Here is a 16,507-nt window from a genome sequence, read left to right on the forward strand (position 1 = left end):
GGCATGAACTCCTTGCGTTGCGGCGGGGTGTGGGGAGGGCTCAGCGGTACGAGGCGCGGGTGCGGATCCGGGAGAAGGCGACCAGCACGAGCAGGGTGGCGGCCATGAGCACCACGGCGACGGCGGAGCCGGTGAAGAGCGCGCCGCGGTCGGTGGCCGCGTAGATCAGGACGGGCAGCGGGGTCCAGTCGGGCGGGTAGAGCATCATCGTGGCGCTGAGCTCGCCCATGGAGAGGGCGAAGCAGAGGCCGGCGGCCGCGGTGAGCGAGGGCAGCAGCAGGGGCAGCCGTACCCGCCACAGCACGTAGGAGGGCCGGGCGCCGAGGGAGGCGGCGGCCTGTTCGTAGGCCGGGTCGAGGCGGGTGATCGCGGCCGACACGGACTGGTGGGCGAAGGCGGTGACCAGGACGGTGTGGGCGAGGATCACGATCCACCGGGTGCCGTTGAGCAGCATCGGCGGCTGGGAGAACGCCACCAGGACGGCCAGTCCGACCACGACCGACGGCACGGCGACCGGCAGGACGAACAGGGCGTCCAGCACCCTGCGGTACCGCTTGCCCAGCGCCGCCCCGGCCAGCGCGGCCCAGGTGCCGGCGGCCAGGGCCAGCAGGCTGGCGGCGACGGCCGTGACCAGGCTGGTGGTGAGTGCCCGGAGGGCCTCGCCGCGGGTGGCGGCACGGTAGTGGGCCAGGGTCGGGTCCGAGGGCAGGGCGCCGGACCAGTGGGTGGCGAAGGACGCGCCGAGGACGACGAGGAGCGGCAGGGCGAACAGCGGCACGAAGAGGACGAGGAACACCGTCCACACGGCCCACCTGGCCTTGCGGCTATGCACCAGCACGACGGCTCACCACCCGGTAGAGGCCGTAGAGCCCCACGGAGATCAGGACGTTGACGACGGCGACCACGCACGCGCCCGGGTAGTCGGACTCCAGGATCGCCTTGCTGTAGACGAGCATCGGCAGGGTGGTGACCCCTTTCGCGCCGGTGAACAGCACGATCCCGAACTCGTTGAGGCAGAGCACGAGGACGAGGCTCCCGCCGGCCGCGAGCGCGGGCAGCGCCTCCGGCAGGATCACCCGCCGCACGATCCGCGGCGCGCGGGCCCCGAGGGAACTCGCCGCCTCCAGCTGCGCGGTGTCGAGCTGCGAGAACGCGGCGAGCAGGGGTCGCATCACGAACGGCGTGAAGTAGGTGACCTCCGCCAGCAGCACACCCCAGGGCGTGGTCAGGAACTGGAAGGAACCGACGACGCCGGTCGTGCCGTAGATGAACAGCAGTGCCAGCGTGATCAGGAAGGACGGGAAGGACAGGTACACGTCCACGAACCGGGCCACCGCCTTCGCGCCGGGAAACGGCACGAAGGCGATGACCAGCGCGAGCAGGAACCCGAGGACCAGGCACCCGGCGGTGGAGGCCAGCGCGATCCAGACGGTCGTCCACAGGGCGTGGCGGAAGGCGGCGGAGGCGAAGACGTCGGCGTACGGCTGGAGCGAGGTGCCGCCGCCGTCCGGCTGGAACGACTGCTGGACGACGAGGGCGAGGGGGTAGAGGAAGAAGAGGGCGAGCAGCGCGACCGGGGGGAGGGCCCACAGCAGCGCTCCGGCGGAGTGCGGGGCGGGGCGCGGTCCACAACTGCCGTCGCGCGGCGGGCGCGAGCGGTCCGGGGCGGGCCGCGCCTTCGTCACGGCCTCAGCCACGGCTCACTCCCGCGGGGAGCAGCACCGCGTCCTCGGGGGCGAAGTGCAGGTGCACGGAGTCCCCGTGCCGGGGCGGGTCCTTCAGTTCGCGCACGTCCGCCATGACGGTGTGCCCGCCGACCTCGACGTACAGCCGGTGCGTGGCGCCCCGCCACTGGATCTCGGTGACCGTGCCGGTGACCCGGTTGGGACCCTCGCCGAGTCCGACCAGGTGCGGCCGTACGCACAGCGTGGCCCGGGCACCCGGCACCGCGTCGGCGGTGTCGACCTTCAGCTCCACGCCGGCGAAGGCGACTCCCCCGGTGTGCGTGTCGACCGGCAGCAGGTTCGCGTTGCCGACGAACGAGGCCGTGAACTCGTCGGCCGGCACCCGGTACAGCTCTCTCGGCGTGCCGCAGGCCCGCAGTCGCGCGCTGTCCATCACGGCGATCCGGTCGGCCAGGGTCAGCGCCTCGACCTGGTCGTGGGTGACGTACAGCATCGACACGTCCGGCAGGTCGCGGTGCAGCCGGGCCAGTTCGGCCAGCATCCCGGAGCGCAGCCGGGCGTCCAGCGCGGACAGCGGCTCGTCGAGGAGGAGGACGCCGGGCCGGACGGCCAGGGCGCGGGCGATGGCGACGCGCTGCTGCTGGCCGCCGGACAGCTCGCGCGGGTGGCGGCGGGCGTAGGCGGCCATGCCGGTCATCTCCAGCGCCTCGGCGACCCGTCGGCGGATCTCGTCCCGGGCCGGCCTGGCGGTCCCGGGGTCCTTGCGGGCCTTCAGGCCGAAGGCCACGTTCTCGTCGACGCGCAGGTGCGGGAAGAGGGCGTAGCTCTGTACGACCATCCCGATGCCCCGGCGGTACGGCGGCAGGTCCGTCACGTCCCGGCCGCCGAGGAACACCCGCCCGGACACGGGCCGTACGAATCCGGCGACCGCCCGCAGCGCGGTGGTCTTGCCGGAGCCGGACGGCCCGAGCAGTGCCATGACCTCGCCCGGCTCGACGGTCAGGTCGAGCGAGTCGAGGACGACGTTCCCGTCGTAGGCAACGGTGACGGAGTCGAAGCGGATGCCCATCTCACCGGTCTCCGGCGAGCAGCGCGGGCAGGGCGGCGACGGAGTCCAGGACGTGGGTGGCGCCGGCGGCACGGAACGCGTCGTCGCCGTGCGCCCCGGTGCGTACGCCCGCCACCAGGCCGGCGCCGGCCCGGACGCCGCTGAGCACGTCGTAGGAGGTGTCCCCGACGACGGCGACCTGGGTGACGTCCTCGGCCGCCTTCGTCCGGAGGAAGGCCTCCAGCACCATGTCCGGGTAGGGCCGCCCGCGCCCGCCGGCGTCGGCCGGGCACAGGGTGAGCGGCACGAGGTCCTGCCAGCCCAGGGCGGCGAGGATGGCGTCCTGGGTGACGCGGGCGAACCCGGTGGTCAGGACGACCGTTCGGCCGCTGCCCGCCAGTTCCCCGATGGCCTCGCGGGCCCCGGGGACGGGGGCGATCAGGCCGTCGTCGACCAGTTCGCCGTACGCCTTCTCGAAGGCGGCGTTGGCCCGCTGGGCGCGGTCCTCGGCGCCGAACAGGTGCCGGAAGACGGAGATCTTGGACTCGCCCATGGTGGCGCGGACGTAGGAGAGGTGCTCGGCGTGCTCGGCCGAGCCGGGCTCGACGCCCAGTTCGGCGGCGGCCGCGGCGAAGGCGCGCTCGACGAGGCCGCCGTCGGCGACGGTCGTGCCGGCCATGTCGAGGACGACGAGCCGGATGTCTCGGGATTCCGTGGTCATGTTCGTCACCAGCCCAGTTCGTTCGCGGTGGTCTCGGCTATCGCGGGGGAGCAGGTCATGCCGCGCCCGCCGGGCCCGGTGACCAGCCACACCCCGTCGCGCACCTGCTGTCGGTGCACCACCCGGCCGGGTTCGGTGCACTGCGCGTACACCCCGGCCCAGCGGTGCCGGATGCGCGGCAGCGGCCGGCCGAGCAGGGACTCGACGACGCCGGTGAGGTGCTCGTACGGCTCCTCGACGGTGTCGAAGGCGAAGGGGTGCTCGTACTCGTGGGTGTCGCCGATGGTCAGTCCGCCGTCGGCGCGCTGCACCATGAGCAGCTGCATGCGGTGGGCGGCGGCGGTCTCGGCCTGCGGCTGGCGGGCGTTGAGCTCGTCCAGCGCGGGGGAGGCGTAGGCGGGGTAGTAGCGGAAGCTGTCGGCGTCGGCGACCGAGGTGGTCAGCGGCTCGCCGAGCGGGTCGGTCTGCATCATCTGGAGCCGGACGCGGCGCACGGGCAGGTCGGGGCCGGCGAGCTCGCGGACCAGGCCGCCCAGCCAGGCGCCGGTGCACAGGACGACCGCGTCGGCGTGGTGCACGTCTCCGTGGTCGTCCCGGACGGTTCCGGCGCCGACGACCTCCCGGACCTCGCGGCCGGGCAGGAAGGTGTAGGCCGGGTTCTTCAGCAGTTCCTCGCGCAGGGCGAGCTGGGCGGTGCGCGGCTCGACGGCCGCGTCCCGCTCGCAGTACAGCGCGGCGGTGAACTCGCCGCGCAGGGCGGGGTTGATCGCGCGGGCCTCGCCCGGCGTGAGCAGCTTGTAGCCGCGGGCGGGGGCGTCCGGTCGGGCCACGGCGGCCTCGGCGACGGCGAGTTCCAGGGGGCCGCGGACCGGGGTCAGGGACCCGATGGCCCGGAAGCCGAGCGCCGGTACGCGCGCGCCGATCTCCTCCCACAGTTCCCGCGCCCGCAGGGCGGCCTCCAGCTCTTCTCCACCGGCGCGGCCGCTGACCCAGATCTGCCCGAAGTTGCGCAGCGAGGCGCCGCGCGCCTCGGTCTCGCGCTCGATCTGGACGACCTGGTGGCCGCGCTCCACTGCCTGCCAGGCGTGCATGGTGCCCACCACGCCGGCTCCGACGACTGTCACTCTCACGGCGGCAACGCTCCTCTCGAACGGGTAACCGGAGACATCCGGCTCACAACGAGAGCGTGAACGACCCGTCACGTTTGGGCTAGACCCGTTATCCTTTCGTGATACTCCGCGAGGTTGCGGAGGGGGTCGCTCTCAGCCTCCGAGGTGGGCGGTGAAGGAGAACCGGTCGCCCCGGTACAGGGACCGGACCCGCTCCAGCGGCCGCCCCTCGGTGTCCCGGGACACGCGGTGGATCAGCAGCATCGGCAGGGCGGGCGGGGTGCCGATGAGCAGGGCCTCACGGGGGGTGGCGAGCACGGTCTCGATGCGCTCGTCCGCGTCGCCGAAGGTGATGCCCTGCGCCTCCAGATAGGCGTAGAAGGACGAGTCGGGATCGAAGTCGGCGGCCAGGCCCGGCACCCGCTCGACGGCGACGTAGGTGCTCTCCAGGCCGACGCGCTCGTCGTCGGCGAGCAGCACACGCTCCAGGTGCCAGACCGGTTCGCCCCGGGTGAGCCCGGTCTCGGCGGCCAGGGGCTCCGGGCACGGGAACCGGTCCAGGGTGACGAGCGCCCGCCCGGGCGTACGGCCCTGCCGGCGCACGCCCTCGGTGTAGCTGGCGAGGGACAGCGGCTGGGCCAGCTTGGGCCCGGCCACGACGGTCCCGCGGCCCTTGCGCCTGAGCCGCCCCTCCAGCACCAGCTCCCGCACGGCCTGCCGCACGGTCTCGCGGGCGACGTCGTAGCGCTCGGCGAGATCCCGCTCGGTGGGGATGACGCTGTCCTCCCCCAGCTCCTCCAGCAGGGCCGCGATCCGGGCCTTGACGGCGTAGTACTTGGGAATGCGCCCGTGCTCCGGAATGCCGGACCGGACGGGCGCACCGGGTGCCTGGTCGTTCGGGTAGTCCACGCAGGGATCGTCGCAGACGGGCGCCGGGACACGGCACGGGGTGCCTCCGGCGACCGGCCGGCGACCCGCGCCCGGGGGGCCACGGACCCGGAGCCGCGTCCTCGCAAGCGGACGGGAGCGGGTCGGTGCGGGGACGGGCGCGGGTCCGTGGAGAACGACGGACGGCGGCGGGGTGCCTCAGCTGGTGCCGGTGCGGGTGAGCAGGCCAGGGTGCCTCCGCTGGGACCGGGGCGAGCCCGGCGGAGCCCCGGACGGGGGCTCGGGTCAGCGGCGGCGGCGCGCCAGGAGGAAGGCGCCGCCGGTGACGGCGAGGGACTGCGGCCGGGGCCCGGAAGAGGCGGGGCGCGGCCGCTGGTGCCGGGGCCGGTGAGCATGCCTGGGTGCGGCCGCTGGTGCCGGTGCGGGTGAGCAGGCCAGGGTGCCTCCGCTGGGACCGGGGTGAGCCGGGTAGAGCCCGGGGCTCGGGTCAGCGGCGGCGGCGCGCCAGGAGGAAGGCGCCGCCGGTGACGGCGAGGAGCGCGGTGACGGCCGCGAGCAGTCCGTGGGCGAGCCCGGGGCCGGTGCGGGCGAGCTCGCGGGCCCGCTCGCCGGCCTCCTCGGCCTCGACGGCGACGGGCAGGGAGGTGCCCGGTACCGCCGTGCCGGACGGTGTCGCCCGCGCGGTGCCGGACGGCGCGGCGGGCGAGGGCTCGGCGCTCCCGTCGCGTCCGCCCTCGTCCCCGCCCCCTTCCTCACGGGTGCCGTCCTCGTCCTCCCCCTGTCCCGGCCCCTCGGTGTCCTCGTCGATGCCGAAGCGGTAGTCGTTGGACTGCCCGACCCAGTCGCCGTCCGCACCCCGGCGCTGGATCACGGCCGCGTTGGCGGTGACCTGGTCGGGTACGGCGTCGGAGGCGAGCGAGAGTCTCACCTTCACGGTCACGGTCCGGCCCGGCGCCACGGTGAACCCCTTGAACCCGGCCGCGTCCATCACCCCGACCAGCTCCTGCTCGTCGGTGCTCTCGAACGTGACGGGCAGGGCGCGGCCGCCGTCGTAGAACTCCAGCCGGGGCTGGGACGGCTTCAGACGGCGTTCCCGGTCGGTGAGGACGACCACGGGGTGGATGTCGGCGCAGGTCCGGCCGGTGGTGTTGGTGAGATCGAGGTACCAGGTGCCGAAGTCTCCGCCCGCCTCGTAGGAGCCCGGCCCGCCGTGGATGCGGGTGGTCAGCGGAAAGGCGCGGTCGCCGGGCGCCGCGCAGGAGGGGCTCGCGGCCGCGTGGGCGGCGGCCGGCGACACGGGCACGAGAGCGGCGGCTGCGGCGACGCAGAGGGACGTGGACAGGCACAGTCGCATGAACACATGACCATGCCGGTCCGGGGGCACGGACGGGGCACGCCACTCCCTTTACGGCGGGAAGTCCGCTCGATCAGCCGTACGCCCCCCCGGTCGACGGGCCGGTCCGCCGTACGAACCGCGCCCCCGGCCCCGTCCCCGGGGTCCCTACAGAGAAGCCACGACCTGGCCGGACATCACCTGCGGAGGCTTGGGCAGCAGCGACGCGAGATGGTCCCGTACGAACACCGCCGCCCGCCGCACCGACTCCCCCGCTCCCGCCTCGTCGTCGAAGACGCTCGTGGAGATCATCACCCCGTTGCCGGCATCGACCCAGTAGTAGGCCCGCAGCCCCGGAATCTCCCGGATGAGCGGCACGAACCCCTCGTTCACCCGCCGGCCCGCCTCGGCCGGGTCGGTCACTCCTTCGTACCGTCTGACGACTGCGTACACGGCTGCACTCCTCACGGATCGGCGGCACCTGGTGCGCAGACGCCGTACCCGTGCGCCGTCCGCCCCGCACGCGACCCGTGCGGCAATCACCCGTCCGCCCGCCCGAACAACGGCGCCAGCAGCAACTGGGCCGCGCCCTCCGCGACGACCCGCTCGCCCCGCTCGGCGACCCGCACCGGCACCGGCCCCCCGGCCGTCCCCTCCCGCCGGGCCCGCGCGTCCAGCACCTCGCCGACCCCGCGCGCGTACGCCTCGGGCGCGGCGGCCACCGTCCGGCCGCCGAGCAGCACCACGTCGATGTCCAGCAGCCCGACCAGGTTCCCGGCGGCCACCCCGAGGACCCGGGCGGCCTCCGCCGTCTCCCCGTCCGCCACGGCCGCCAGGCACAGCACCTCCACGCACCCCCGGTTCCCGCACTCGCACCGGGGTCCGTCCAGCTGGAGCACCTGGTGCCCGAACTCCCCCGCCCCGGTCCGTGCCCCCCGATGGACACCGCCGCCGAGCACCAGCCCGGCGCCGAGACCGGTGCCGAGGTGCAGATACGCGAAGGACCCGCCCGCCCCACCCTCGGCGCCGGCGACCGACAGCCCGAGAGCGGCGGCGTTCGTGTCCTTGTCCACCACGACCGGCACGCCCAGCCGCCCGGCGAGCGCGTCCCGCAGCGGGAACCCGTCCCACTCGGGAAAACCGGTGACCCGGTGCAGCACCCCCCGTGCATGGTCCAGCGGCCCCGGAAGCGCGACCCCCACGCCCAGCAGCGACGGAATCCGGGGCAGACCGCGCGCGCCCGCGTCACCCCCGGCAGCGGCGGACGGCTCGTCCCCGGCCCGCCCGAGTACCGCCGTCACCAGCCCTTCGACCACGTCCCCCACCGCCCCGAGCACGGCCTCCGCCCCCGCGCCCAGGTCCAGTTCCCCGCGCCGCTCCCCCACCACGGTGCCGTCCAGGTCGACCAGGACCACCCGCAGCTCGTCCCGGTCCAGGTGCACGCCCACCGCATGCCCCGCCTCCGGCACCAGCCGCAGCACGGTCCGCGGCTTCCCGCCGGTCGACGCCCGCCGCCCGGCCTCCGCCGCGAGCCCCGACTCCCGCAGCCGCGCGGTGATCTTGCTGACGGCCTGCGGGGTCAGCCCGGTGCGCTCGGCCAGTTCGAGACGGCTGATCCCTGCCGCGCCGGCGGCCCGGAGCAGCCCCAGCACGAGCGCGGTGTTGTGGCTGCGCACCACGCCCAGATTCGCCCCGGCCGGCCCGCCGCTGGTCGTCCTCGTCCTGTTCACGCCACCCATTGTCCCCGCCGCTTGCACTTTGGCAACAGCGTTGCGAAAGTAGGACACATGACTGCTACCCCCCTCCGCGTCGGCCTGATCGGCTACGGCCTCGCAGGATCCGTCTTCCACGCCCCGCTGATCGCGGCCACCGAGGGCCTCGCCCTGGACACGGTGGTGACCTCCAACCCCGACCGGCAGGGGCATGCTCGCGCCGAGTTCCCGGACGTGCGGGTCGCGGCCACCCCCGAGGAGCTGTTCGCGCGCGCGGACGAGCTGGACCTGGTGGTGATCGCCTCCCCGAACAGGACGCACGTCCCGCTGGCGACGGCCGCCCTCGAGTCGGGCCTGCCGGTGGTCGTGGACAAGCCGGTCGCCGGCACCGCGGCCGAGGCACGCGGCCTCGCCGCCCTCGCCGAGAAGCGCGGCCTGCTGCTGTCGGTCTTCCAGAACCGCCGCTGGGACAACGACTTCCTGACCCTGCGCGGACTCCTCGCGGACGGCCGCCTGGGCGACGTGTGGCGCTTCGAGTCCCGCTTCGAGCGCTGGCGCCCGCAGCCGAAGGGCGGCTGGCGCGAGTCCGGCGACCCGGCGGAGATCGGCGGTCTGCTCTACGACCTCGGCAGCCATGTCGTCGACCAGGCACTGGCCCTGTTCGGCCCGGTCACCGAGGTGTACGCGGAGACGGACGTCCGCCGGCCCGGCGCCGAGGCGGACGACGACACCTTCATCGCGCTCACCCACGCGAACGGCGTCCGCTCCCACCTCTACGTCTCCGCGACGACCGCCCAGCTCGGCCCGCGATTCCGGGTGCTGGGATCGCGCGCGGGGTATGTGAAGTACGGCCTGGACCCGCAGGAGGCGGCCCTGCGCGAGGGCAGCCGCCCCGGTACCGCCGCCGAATGGGGTGCGGAGGACCAGTCCCTGTGGGGCCGGATCGGCTCCGGCGAGTCCCCGCTCACCGGCGGCGGCACGCCCGTGCCGACCCTCCCGGGCGACTACCCCGCCTACTACACGGCCGTCGCCCGCGCCCTGACCGGCGCCGGCCCCAACCCGGTGACCGCCCTGGAGGCGGCCGCCGCCCTCGACGTACTGGAAGCGGCCCGCAGGTCCGCCCGAGACAAGGTGACGGTGACCCTCTGATGTCCCAGAGCAGCCCCACGCCCACGCCCGAGCCGGTCCCGTCGGTCGAGGAACTCCAGGAGCAGGAACGCCGTCTGGTCTTCCGGCGGTTCACGCACGACGACGCGTGGGCCCTCGGTTCCCTGCTGGTGGAGATGGCCCGGGAGCGCCGGGCACCGGTCGCCGTCGACATCCACCGCGCCGGCCAGCAGCTCTTCCACGCGGCGCTGCCGGGCTCCACCCCGGACAACGACGCGTGGATCGCCCGCAAGCGCCGGGTGGTGGAGCGCTACGGCGCCGCCTCCTACCTGGTCGGCGCCCGCTTCCGCGCCAAGGGCACGACCTTCGAGGACTCCTCCCGGCTCGACCCGGACACCTACGCGGCCCACGGCGGGTCGTTCCCCGTCCATGTCGAGAACGTGGGTGTCGTCGGAGCGGTGACGGTCTCGGGCCTGCCGCAACTGGAGGACCACAGGCTCGTCGTGGAGGCGCTGGAACGGTTCCTGACGGGGTGACACCCTCCGGTCCGATCGGGGGAGTTCACCGGGATTACACCGGGGACCTCGAACGTTGGGAAAGGCTGTGGACATGATGATCACGGCCCCACCCGAAGGGATCGCCCCATGAGCGGCTTGAAGGACAGGATCGGCCGCTACGGCGTCTGGAGCGTCGGGCTGCGCGCGGAGGACCCCTCCCGGCACGGTGAGCTGGCGGAGGCGGCGGCCGAGCTCCAGGAACTCGGTTACGGAGCCGCGTGGCTGGGCGGCAGCAGCGCGGCCCGGCACGCCGTTCCGCTGCTCGAGGCGACCAGCTCGCTCGTCGTGGGCACCAGCATCCAGAGCATCTGGCAGTACGAGGCCGGGGAGAGCGCGGCGGCCTTCGCGGAGGTCGAGGCGGCGCACCCCGGCCGCTTCCTGCTGGGTCTCGGCGTGAGCCACGCCAAGCTCGTCGACAGGTACCGCCGCCCGTACTCGGCGCTGGTCGCCTACCTGGACGCGCTGGACGAGGCCGGGGTGCCCGCCGAGCGCCGGGTCCTGGCCGCGCTCGGCCCGAAGACCCTGGAGCTGTCCCGGGACCGGGCGGCGGGTGCGGTGCCGTACCTGGTCACCGCCGAGCACACCGTCCGGGCCCGCGGGATTCTGGGCGACGACGCGCTGCTCGCCCCGGAGTTGATGGTCGTCCTGGAGACCGACCCGGCACGCGCCCGCGCCCTCGCCCGCGAGGCCCTGGCGATGTACCTCACCATGCCGAACTACACCGACAACTTCCTGCGCCTCGGCTTCACCGAGGAGGACATCGCCGGCGGCGGCAGCGACCGGCTGGTCGACGCGGTCTTCGCCTGGGGTGACGAGAACCGCGTCCGCGACCGCATCGACACCTTCCGGTCGGCGGGCGCCGACCACCTGGCCCTCCAGATCATCTCCGACAGCCCCCGGGACTCCCTGCCGCGAGCGGAATGGCGCCGCCTGGCCGATCTCCTGGAGTGACCGGGGCCACCCGCGGGACGCGGGAGGGAGTGGGCGGCGGACCACGGCGGACCGGCGCCCGCCCTCTCCCGGCGGGCGCCCCCCCGTACTCCTGTCAGGCGTCCTTCAGTTCCTGGCGCTGGCGGCCGAGGCCCTCGATCTCCAGCTCGACCACGTCGCCGGAGCGCAGGTACGGCTTCGGCTCGGGCTGCCCCATGGCCACGCCGGCCGGCGTCCCCGTGTTGATGACGTCGCCGGGGTACAGGGTCATGAACCGGCTGACGTACCGCACGACTTCGCCCACCGGGAAGATCTGCTCGGCGGTCGTCCCGTCCTGCTTGAGTTCGCCGTTGACCCACAGCCTCAGCGGCAGCCGCTGCGGGTCCGGCACCTCGTCCGCGGTCACCAGCCACGGGCCGAGCGGGTTGAACGTCTCGCAGTTCTTGCCCTTGTCCCAGGTGCCGCCCCGCTCGATCTGGAACTCCCGCTCGGAGACGTCGTGCGCGACGGTGTACCCGGCGACATGCGCGAGCCCCTCCTCGGCCGACGCCAGGTAGCGGGCCGTACGCCCGATGACGACGGCGAGTTCGACCTCCCAGTCGGTCTTCACCGAGCCGCGCGGCACCAGCACGGTGTCGTTCGGCCCGACGACCGTGTCCGGCGCCTTGAGGAAGACGACCGGCTCGGAGGGGGGCTCGGCGCCCGTCTCCCGGGCGTGGTCGTGGTAGTTGAGCCCGATGCACACGATCTTGCCGATACGGCCGACCGGCGGACCGATCCGCAGCCCCGCCGCGTCCAGCGCGGGCAGGGCACCGGCTTCGGCCGCCGCGCGTACCCGGCCGAGCGTCACGTCGTCGGCGAGGAGCGCGCCGTCGACGTCGTCCACGAGGCCCGACAGGTCGCGCAGGGTTCCCTCGGCGTCGAGCAGCGCGGGCCGCTCCGCCCCTGCCGTGCCGACTCGCAGCAGCTTCATGGTCACCATCTCCCTCGATCGCGGGGCGCCCGGCCGATGGGTGCAGCCATCGGAGGACTTGGCTGATCCTCCAATCCCACCGTCCACTCGGCAAGACCCTGTTCACGTACTGGACCGTAACCGTGGCCCTTACCGGTAGAGGGCGGCCCGTTCCAGCGCGCTCCACGTCGTGCTGGTGACGACGTACAGCGCCGCCGCGAGGGGGACGACCGCGACGGTGACGAGGGTGAGGAACGACAGGAAGGGCATGACGCGGTTGACGGCGCCCAGCCCCGGCAGCTGCTCGTCCCCGGTGGCCGCCGGGCCGGTGGCCGACATCCGCTTCGTCCGCCGGAAGTTCACGGCGGCGACGGCCGCGACGAGGGCGAAGAGCCCCAGGTAGACGAGCCCGGCCGGCCCGAACACCCCGCCGTCGCCGAGCGCGTCGGCCCACCGGCCGCCGAGCGGTGCCGCGAGCAGCCGGTGCGAGAGCAGTCCGTCGCTCGCGCCGCCGCCGGAGAAGAGGCGGTAGAGCAGGAAGAAGGCGGGCAGCTGGAGCAGTCCGGGCAGGAGGCCGGACAGCGGCGACACCTGTTCCTCGGTGTGCAGTTCGAGCACCGCCTGCCGCAGCCGCTGCGGGTCCTTGCCGTGCTTCTCGCGCAGCGCGGCGATCTTGGGCTGGAGTGCGGCACGGGCCCGTTGGCCGCGCGCCGCCGCCCGGGACAGGGGGTGGAACAGGAGTCGTACGAGCGCGGTGAACACCACGATGGCGGCGGCGGTCGCGGAGCCGTGGAAGAGCGGGGCGAGCAGGTCGGCGAGCCGCTCGACCAGGTGCGCGAAGAGGGAGAAGACGGACATGGGTGAGCCCTCCGGGGGTCTCGTCGTGCCGGAGACGGGAAAGTTCGGCATGACGACCCGCGCGGGGTCGCGCGTGTGGTGGTACGTGCCCTACGCGGCGGTCGCCGGGAGGGCGTGCCCGGGTGCCCTGGGCCGCCGGCGGCCGGACGCGTCGGGATCGCGCTGGGGCAGGAAGGCCGTACGCCGGGCCCGGTCGCGCAGGGCCGTACGCACCCGGGTGGGCGGCACGGCGGGCGCGGAGCGTGCGGCGAGCAGGGCGCAGACGACGAGCGCGGACCCGGCCGCGGCGGTCGCGGCGAGCGCCACGGTCGTGACGAGGCTGCCGGTGTCGAGCAGGAAGAGCGGCAGCAGCAGGAGCAGCAGCGGAGCGAGGCGACGGGAGCTCGCGAGTTCGCGGATCACCGGCCCTCTCCTCTCAACTACCCATGTGTGCTTACCCATTTATACCTGACCTGCGAGAATGTACACCCGGCAGGCGCCCGCCGGTCCACCGGCCCCTCGCCCGCCCCCTCGCCCCGCCGCCATCCGTCCCGTTCCGCCGAAGGACCTCCCCATGCACCGCGTACCGACCTGTGTGCTGAGCGACGCGGCCGCGCCCCGGCTCGTGGACGGGCACGCGGTGGACCGCTTCGTCGAGATCGGCTCGTTCACCAAGGTGCTCACCGGCACCGCGCTCATGCGCCTGGCCGCCGCGGGAGTCCTCGACGCCGACGACCCCGTCGAGCGCTGGCTGCCCGCGGCTCCCGGCACCGGCATCACCCTGCGGCACCTGGCCGAGCACACGTCCGGGCTGCCGCGCCTGCCGCCCGGCATCACCGGCCGGGATCCGTACGCGGCGTTCGACCGCGCGGCCCTGCACCGGCTGCTCGGCGGCCTGGACGGGGTACGGGTACGCCCGCCGGGGGGCGAGGAGGAGTACTCGAACCTCGGCTACGCCGTGCTCGGCGAGGCACTGTCCCGGGCGGCGGGCACCTCGTACGAGGAGCTGCTCGCCACGCACGTCCTGCGCCCGCTGGACGTCCGTGAGGTGAGCGCGCGCCCGGCGGCGGCGGACCGGCTGCTGGCGCCCGGGCTCTTCGGCCGCCCCCGCAGGCCCTGGACCATGACCGGGGCGATCCTTCCGGCGGGCGGCCTGTGGGCGACCCCGCGCGCGGTCGCCGACCTGGTCGTCCGGCTCGTCGTCGAGCGCCGGCTGGGGCCGCCCGCCCCGTCCTGGCAGCGGTCCGGGCCGCTGTACTGGCACAACGGCGCGACCCGGCACGCCTCCGTGTTCGCCGGGGCCACGGCGGACGGCGGATGGGCGGTCGTCCACCGGCTGGGCGGCGACCCGGAGCGGACGGACCGGGCCGGCATCGACGCACTCAGGGGCGGCGGCTCACCCGGATGAGGCTCTCGGTGCCGGCCCGGCCGGGCGCGGCGGCGGACACGGAGGCGCGCACGGCTGCCGCCGGGACGATCACGCCGATTCCACGTCCAGCGGCTCCAGCAGCCGCTTCGGCCTGAGCAACGCCCGGCTGACCGGGTCCGCCGGGTCGGGGTCGAGCCCGGGCCCAGGCTCCATGAGGACGTCCGCGACGGGTACGACGACCCCGCAGGCGGGGCATTCGCCGTACGGCCCGAGCTCCGTGCCGCAGTCCGCGTGCCGGAACCAGCGCAGCCGGGGCTCGTCGAAGTGCTCGCGCCCCCACAGACCGAGGGCGCGCAGGGTGGGCCACAGGGCGAGGCCGCGCCCGGTGGGGACGTACTCGTCACGCGGCGGAGACTGCTGGTAGCGGCGCTTCTCCAGGATGCCCTCCGCGGTGAGGGCCTGGAGCCTGGCGGCCAGGACGGCGCGCGGAATGCCGAGGTGGACCAGGAAGTCGTTGTACCGCCGCACGCCGTACAGCGCGTCCCGGACGACGAGCAGTGTCCAGCGCTCGCCGACGATCTCGAGCGCGCGGGCGATCGAGCACTCCTGTGTCGCGTAGTCCTTGCCCAGTGCCATGCCGTCCACTGTAACCACTTTCCCCCAGTGGGTTCAGTGACCGAACCGACGGTGCTACGGTGGTCGGAACAGGTGGGTTCAATGAACGAACCTACGAGTCGAACCAAGACATCACGGCGGCCGGACAGGCCGGTCCCACGACCGGACCGCGTGCCCGCCGGCCCCCGAAGGACAGGACAGGCCATGACCGGGCTCCGCTCCCTCACCGCATCCGCCGTCACGACGACCGGCGCGGCCCGGGACGCTCCGCCGCGCCCCCGCGCCACCCTCGCCCTGACCAGCGCCGCGACCGCCGTGACCCTGATGACCTACACGGCCCCGATGGTCACGCTGCCGGACACCGCGGCCGCCCTGCACACCCCGCTGTCCGCGCAGGCCTGGCTGCTGAACGGCACCCCGCTGGGCCTCGCCGCCCTGCTCCTGGTGGCCGGCAGCCTCGCCGACGACTACGGCCGCCGCCGGATCTTCCTCGCCGGCACCCTGGCGCTCGGCCTCACCACCGCACTCGGCGCGTTCACCACGACGACCTGGCAGTTCACCCTCGCCCGTATCGCGCAGGGCGCGGCGAGCGCGGCGATCCTCGCGAGCAGCCTCGGCCTGATCGTCCACGCCTTCCCGAGCCCCCGCGGCCGGCTGCACGCGACCGGGGTCTGGGGCGCCTTCGTCAGCGGCGGCATCGCGGTCGGCCCCCTGGTCGCCGGCGCACTGCCGAACTGGCGGGTGGCGTACGCCGTCCTGGGCGCTGCCGCCCTCGCGGTGGCCGCGCTCGGCACCCGTGCGCTCGCGGAGTCCCGCGCCGCCCGCGGCGGCCGCCCCGACATACTCGGCGCACTGACCTTCGGGCTGGCGCTGGTGTCCCTCATCGCGGCCCTGACCCTGGGCCGGGACGGCTGGCTGCGCGCGCCGGTGGGCCTGCTGCTCGCGGCGGCCGTGGCGCTGGTGGCCGCGTTCGTCGCCATCGAGCGCCGGGCCGGCACCCCGATGATCGACCTCGGCCTGCTGCGCCGGCCCCGCTTCCTGGCCTCCTCGGCGGGCGGCCTGTTCACGGGCCTCGCGGTGATCGGCATGTTCAGCTTCCTGCCGGCCCTGCTCCAGCAGACGCTGCGACTGTCACCGCTCGCCACGGCCTGGCTGTTCCTGCTGTGGTCCGGGCTGAGCTTCGCGGTGGCACTCCAGGTCAAGCACCTGGCCGGCCGGGTCTCCCCGCGCACCCAACTGGCCCTCGGCTTCGCCCTGCACACGATCGCCGTGATCACGATGCTCGGCGCGATCGGCTCCGGCTCCTGGACCCGTCTGCTCCCCGGCCTGATCCTCGGCGGAGTGGGCAGCGGCCTGCTCAACGGCGCGCTGCCGCTGCTCGCCGTCGAATCGGTGCCGCGCGAGCGGGCCGCGATGGGCTCGGGCGCCCAGCAGACCTTCCGCTACATCGGCTCCTGCGCGGGCGTGGCCCTGACCATCGCCCTCGCCACGTCGTCCGGCAGCCTGGCCCACGGCACGAACACCGCCCTGCTGGTGTCGGCGGTCCTCGCGGCGGTGGGTGCGGGGGCGGTGCTGGTGCTGCGGGAGCGGGCGGAGTAGATGCCGCGGGAGCGGGCCGGTGCCCGTCTCGGCCGCGGTCCGGTG

Annotated in this window: 18 protein-coding genes; 5 read left to right on the forward strand and 13 right to left on the reverse strand. The window is 74.5% G+C overall.

Annotated features, from left to right (window positions below; translation table 11 throughout):
• Positions 1–40 precede the first annotated feature (40 nt).
• From ACF08B_RS21295 to ACF08B_RS21335, 9 genes are all read right to left on the reverse strand, one after another.
• Entirely contained in the window at positions 41–838 is a 798-nt protein-coding gene (locus tag ACF08B_RS21295; RefSeq protein ID WP_392318782.1) for an ABC transporter permease, read from the reverse strand.
• Positions 825–1,595, reverse strand: a complete 771-nt coding sequence (locus ACF08B_RS21300) for a 2-aminoethylphosphonate ABC transporter permease subunit (protein WP_392318917.1) — start codon at positions 1,593–1,595, stop codon at positions 825–827. Before ACF08B_RS21300 ends, ACF08B_RS21295 begins: the two co-directional genes overlap by 14 nt.
• Before the next feature lie 94 nt (positions 1,596–1,689).
• Positions 1,690–2,754, reverse strand: coding sequence for an ABC transporter ATP-binding protein (locus tag ACF08B_RS21305; RefSeq protein ID WP_392318783.1), 1,065 nt, complete (start codon positions 2,752–2,754; stop codon positions 1,690–1,692).
• 1 nt (position 2,755) lies between these two features.
• Positions 2,756–3,454, reverse strand: coding sequence for a phosphonatase-like hydrolase (locus ACF08B_RS21310; RefSeq protein ID WP_392318784.1), 699 nt, complete (start codon positions 3,452–3,454; stop codon positions 2,756–2,758).
• Positions 3,455–3,459: 5 nt separating this feature from the next.
• Positions 3,460–4,584 (reverse strand): TIGR03364 family FAD-dependent oxidoreductase, encoded by a 1,125-nt coding sequence (locus ACF08B_RS21315; protein WP_392318785.1) that lies wholly within the window; start codon positions 4,582–4,584, stop codon positions 3,460–3,462.
• Positions 4,585–4,716: 132 nt separating this feature from the next.
• On the reverse strand, positions 4,717–5,472 hold the full coding sequence (locus ACF08B_RS21320) for a GntR family transcriptional regulator (RefSeq protein WP_392318786.1): 756 nt from the start codon (positions 5,470–5,472) through the stop codon (positions 4,717–4,719).
• 466 nt (positions 5,473–5,938) lie between these two features.
• Complete coding sequence (locus tag ACF08B_RS21325; protein ID WP_392318787.1) at positions 5,939–6,811, reverse strand: hypothetical protein; 873 nt, start codon at positions 6,809–6,811, stop codon at positions 5,939–5,941.
• A 141-nt stretch (positions 6,812–6,952) separates the two neighbouring features.
• Positions 6,953–7,237 carry a hypothetical protein gene (locus ACF08B_RS21330; protein WP_073900379.1) on the reverse strand — a complete coding sequence of 95 codons (285 nt, stop codon included), beginning with the start codon at positions 7,235–7,237 and terminating at the stop codon, positions 6,953–6,955.
• 86 nt (positions 7,238–7,323) lie between these two features.
• Positions 7,324–8,523: an ROK family transcriptional regulator gene (locus ACF08B_RS21335; RefSeq protein ID WP_392318788.1), complete on the reverse strand. Its 1,200-nt coding sequence runs from the start codon at positions 8,521–8,523 to the stop codon at positions 7,324–7,326.
• 48 nt (positions 8,524–8,571) lie between these two features.
• Between ACF08B_RS21335 and ACF08B_RS21340 the strand changes: the two genes are divergently transcribed.
• From ACF08B_RS21340 to ACF08B_RS21350, 3 genes are all read left to right on the forward strand, one after another.
• Complete coding sequence (locus ACF08B_RS21340) at positions 8,572–9,645, forward strand: Gfo/Idh/MocA family oxidoreductase (RefSeq protein WP_392318789.1); 1,074 nt, start codon at positions 8,572–8,574, stop codon at positions 9,643–9,645.
• Positions 9,645–10,139, forward strand: a complete 495-nt coding sequence (locus ACF08B_RS21345; protein WP_392318790.1) for a heme-degrading domain-containing protein — start codon at positions 9,645–9,647, stop codon at positions 10,137–10,139. Before ACF08B_RS21340 ends, ACF08B_RS21345 begins: the two co-directional genes overlap by 1 nt.
• 108 nt (positions 10,140–10,247) lie before the next feature.
• On the forward strand, positions 10,248–11,111 hold the full coding sequence (locus ACF08B_RS21350) for an LLM class F420-dependent oxidoreductase (RefSeq protein ID WP_392318791.1): 864 nt from the start codon (positions 10,248–10,250) through the stop codon (positions 11,109–11,111).
• Positions 11,112–11,205: 94 nt separating this feature from the next.
• Here the strand turns inward: ACF08B_RS21350 and ACF08B_RS21355 are convergent, their stop codons facing one another.
• The 3 genes from ACF08B_RS21355 to ACF08B_RS21365 all read right to left on the reverse strand — a co-directional run bounded on the left by ACF08B_RS21355 (position 11,206) and on the right by ACF08B_RS21365 (position 13,302).
• A complete protein-coding gene (locus tag ACF08B_RS21355; protein WP_392318792.1) occupies positions 11,206–12,063 on the reverse strand; it encodes a fumarylacetoacetate hydrolase family protein in 858 nt (285 codons plus the stop codon).
• A gap of 129 nt (positions 12,064–12,192) precedes the next feature.
• Positions 12,193–12,900, reverse strand: a complete 708-nt coding sequence (yidC, locus tag ACF08B_RS21360; protein WP_392318793.1) for a membrane protein insertase YidC — start codon at positions 12,898–12,900, stop codon at positions 12,193–12,195.
• Between the two features lie 90 nt (positions 12,901–12,990).
• Positions 12,991–13,302, reverse strand: a complete 312-nt coding sequence (locus tag ACF08B_RS21365) for a DUF6412 domain-containing protein (RefSeq protein ID WP_392318794.1) — start codon at positions 13,300–13,302, stop codon at positions 12,991–12,993.
• Between the two features lie 151 nt (positions 13,303–13,453).
• Here ACF08B_RS21365 and ACF08B_RS21370 point away from each other — a divergent pair, with 151 nt between their 5' ends.
• Positions 13,454–14,287 (forward strand): serine hydrolase domain-containing protein, encoded by an 834-nt coding sequence (locus ACF08B_RS21370; RefSeq protein WP_392318795.1) that lies wholly within the window; start codon positions 13,454–13,456, stop codon positions 14,285–14,287.
• A 69-nt stretch (positions 14,288–14,356) separates the two neighbouring features.
• Here ACF08B_RS21370 and ACF08B_RS21375 read toward each other — a convergent pair whose 3' ends face one another.
• Complete coding sequence (locus ACF08B_RS21375) at positions 14,357–14,884, reverse strand: winged helix-turn-helix transcriptional regulator (RefSeq protein ID WP_392318796.1); 528 nt, start codon at positions 14,882–14,884, stop codon at positions 14,357–14,359.
• A 183-nt stretch (positions 14,885–15,067) separates the two neighbouring features.
• On the opposite strand from ACF08B_RS21375, the gene ACF08B_RS21380 reads away from it, so the two are divergent.
• Positions 15,068–16,462 (forward strand): MFS transporter, encoded by a 1,395-nt coding sequence (locus tag ACF08B_RS21380; protein WP_392318797.1) that lies wholly within the window; start codon positions 15,068–15,070, stop codon positions 16,460–16,462.
• Positions 16,463–16,507 lie beyond the last annotated feature (45 nt).

The sequence above is a fragment of the Streptomyces sp. NPDC015139 genome (genome assembly GCF_043079785.1).
In the GTDB taxonomy this organism is placed as follows: domain Bacteria; phylum Actinomycetota; class Actinomycetes; order Streptomycetales; family Streptomycetaceae; genus Streptomyces; species Streptomyces albidocamelliae.

Excerpts from the sequence above, each read along its gene's own strand:
- ACF08B_RS21305 (WP_392318783.1), bottom strand. The coding sequence starts at position 2,754 with ATGGGCATCCGCTTCGACTCCGTCACCGTTGCCTACGACGGGAACGTC.
- ACF08B_RS21310 (WP_392318784.1), bottom strand. The coding sequence starts at position 3,454 with ATGACCACGGAATCCCGAGACATCCGGCTCGTCGTCCTCGACATGGCC.
- ACF08B_RS21335 (WP_392318788.1), bottom strand. The coding sequence starts at position 8,523 with ATGGGTGGCGTGAACAGGACGAGGACGACCAGCGGCGGGCCGGCCGGG.
- ACF08B_RS21340 (WP_392318789.1), top strand. The coding sequence starts at position 8,572 with ATGACTGCTACCCCCCTCCGCGTCGGCCTGATCGGCTACGGCCTCGCA.
- ACF08B_RS21345 (WP_392318790.1), top strand. The coding sequence starts at position 9,645 with ATGTCCCAGAGCAGCCCCACGCCCACGCCCGAGCCGGTCCCGTCGGTC.
- ACF08B_RS21350 (WP_392318791.1), top strand. The coding sequence starts at position 10,248 with ATGAGCGGCTTGAAGGACAGGATCGGCCGCTACGGCGTCTGGAGCGTC.
- ACF08B_RS21355 (WP_392318792.1), bottom strand. The coding sequence starts at position 12,063 with ATGAAGCTGCTGCGAGTCGGCACGGCAGGGGCGGAGCGGCCCGCGCTG.
- yidC (WP_392318793.1), bottom strand. The coding sequence starts at position 12,900 with ATGTCCGTCTTCTCCCTCTTCGCGCACCTGGTCGAGCGGCTCGCCGAC.
- ACF08B_RS21370 (WP_392318795.1), top strand. The coding sequence starts at position 13,454 with ATGCACCGCGTACCGACCTGTGTGCTGAGCGACGCGGCCGCGCCCCGG.
- ACF08B_RS21375 (WP_392318796.1), bottom strand. The coding sequence starts at position 14,884 with ATGGCACTGGGCAAGGACTACGCGACACAGGAGTGCTCGATCGCCCGC.
- ACF08B_RS21380 (WP_392318797.1), top strand. The coding sequence starts at position 15,068 with ATGACCGGGCTCCGCTCCCTCACCGCATCCGCCGTCACGACGACCGGC.